1 protein-coding gene is annotated in these 636 nt (G+C 41.2%); it reads right to left on the bottom strand.

Annotation, left to right across the window (positions count from 1 at the left end):
- Positions 1 to 636: hypothetical protein (locus tag ACFSNB_RS18765; RefSeq protein WP_377319346.1), on the bottom strand; the 636-nt coding region annotated here is incomplete at both ends.

Here is a 636-nt window from a genome sequence, read left to right as displayed (position 1 = left end):
AAGCCCCTCTTTCGGTGGTGTCATAGCGCCTGGATCAGCAATCGCGATATTTTCTTTGAACTTCAAGTCTGAAGTTGTTGGAGGATTTGCACCACCATTGGCATTATAGTTAAGGGTTTTGGTTGGGTAGTTCCAAACAGGTACATAGATGGTACCGTGCTTAGAAATTTGTAGCGTAGATGGGTTTACACTTTCCAAACGGCCATTAACAAGTCTATACCATTCTGGTTGCAAGGTAGTGCCATCATAGTTAAGCTTGTCATTCACAGTAAGTGTGCCATCGAAGGTACGGCTAGTATCTACAATCGGAGTTCCGTTTGGATCAACTTTAACAGAACCATCGCTATCGAGAACACCGTAGAATACTGCTCCTTTATCAGTTATTGTTTTACCTGGATCAACCAAGAGCACGTATTTATCATTCGAAACACTCGTATCAAGAACGGTTTCATTATGGACGATAACAGGAATAAACTCTTTTTCCCAGATACCATAGTAAACCAGTCCACCAGCCGGCATTTTAATGTTAGAAAAATCAACTGGATCGCCTAAGCCGTTTTCGGTATCATACCACCCTTTGAAGAGATAATTTACACCGGAAACATCCTTTTTCTTCGTAACATACTGCTTATAATC

Source organism: Phaeospirillum tilakii (genome assembly GCF_042683125.1).
GTDB classification, from domain to species: Bacteria; Pseudomonadota; Alphaproteobacteria; order Rhodospirillales; family Magnetospirillaceae; genus Phaeospirillum; species Phaeospirillum tilakii.
This window is presented reverse-complemented; position numbering and strand designations above follow the sequence as displayed.